The 808-nt window shown below is 66.7% G+C and carries 1 protein-coding gene; it reads right to left on the reverse strand.

Features of this window, described 5'->3' with window-relative positions; translation table 11 throughout:
- Positions 1 to 17 precede the first annotated feature (17 nt).
- Positions 18 to 760 (reverse strand): IS5 family transposase gene (locus tag E5J99_RS21020; protein ID WP_210114509.1). Its coding sequence is split into 2 segments (ribosomal slippage): positions 18 to 434 and positions 437 to 760, totalling 741 coding nucleotides; the frame shifts between segments, so codons are not numbered across the junction.
- Positions 761 to 808: the final 48 nt, after the last annotated feature.

The raw sequence follows: 808 nt of genomic DNA on the forward strand, positions 1-808 counted from the left end.
CTAGGTTGTACGGACAATTACCGGAGCCAGAGTAAGGCAGAAACGAAATGCAGCATTCCCAAAAAGCTGCTGGCCGTCTTGTCGTAGCGCGTGGCCAGGCGGCGGAACTGCTTGAGCCGGCTGAAGAAGCGTTCGACTTTGTTGCGGTCGCGGTACAGGTTGCGGTCAATCACCCGCTCGACGCGCCGGTTTTTCTTGCTGGGAATGACCACCCGGGCGCCGAGGGCTTCCGCGTTGGCCACCACGGCGTCCGTGTCGTAGCCTTTGTCGGCCAGCACGTGGCCCGCGCCCGGCGCGGCTGCCAACAGCTCGGCCGCCCGCTGGCAATCCGCCTGCTGGCCCGGGCCGAGCAGCAGGCGCAGCGGGTTGCCCAGCGCATCGACCAGGGCGTGGATTTTCGTCGTCAGCCCGCCGCGGCTGCGGCCGAGGGCCTCGTCGCCGATGCGGCTTTTTTTTGGCTGCCCGCCGCCTGGGCGTGGGCCCGCACGACGGTCGAATCGAGCATCACCCAGTCCAGGTCCGGCTCCTGCACGGCCTCAAATAAGCGCTGCCACACGCCCGTTTGCGCCCAGCGCCGGCAGCGCTTGCGTTGCGTGTCGGCCTTGCCAAAGCGGGCCGGCAGCGCCCGCCAGGCAGCGCCGTGGCGCGCAATCCACAGCACGGCGTTCAAAAACAGGCGGTTGTCGCCCGCCGTGCGGCCCACGTCCCCGGCTTTGCCCGCCAGGTGCGGCGCCAACAACGCCCACGCGCGGTCACTGATTTCATCTAAACTTTGCACGAACGCAAAGATAATTGTCCGTACAACCTA

The organism is Hymenobacter elongatus (assembly GCF_004745955.1).
Lineage (GTDB): Bacteria > Bacteroidota > Bacteroidia > Cytophagales > Hymenobacteraceae > Hymenobacter > Hymenobacter elongatus.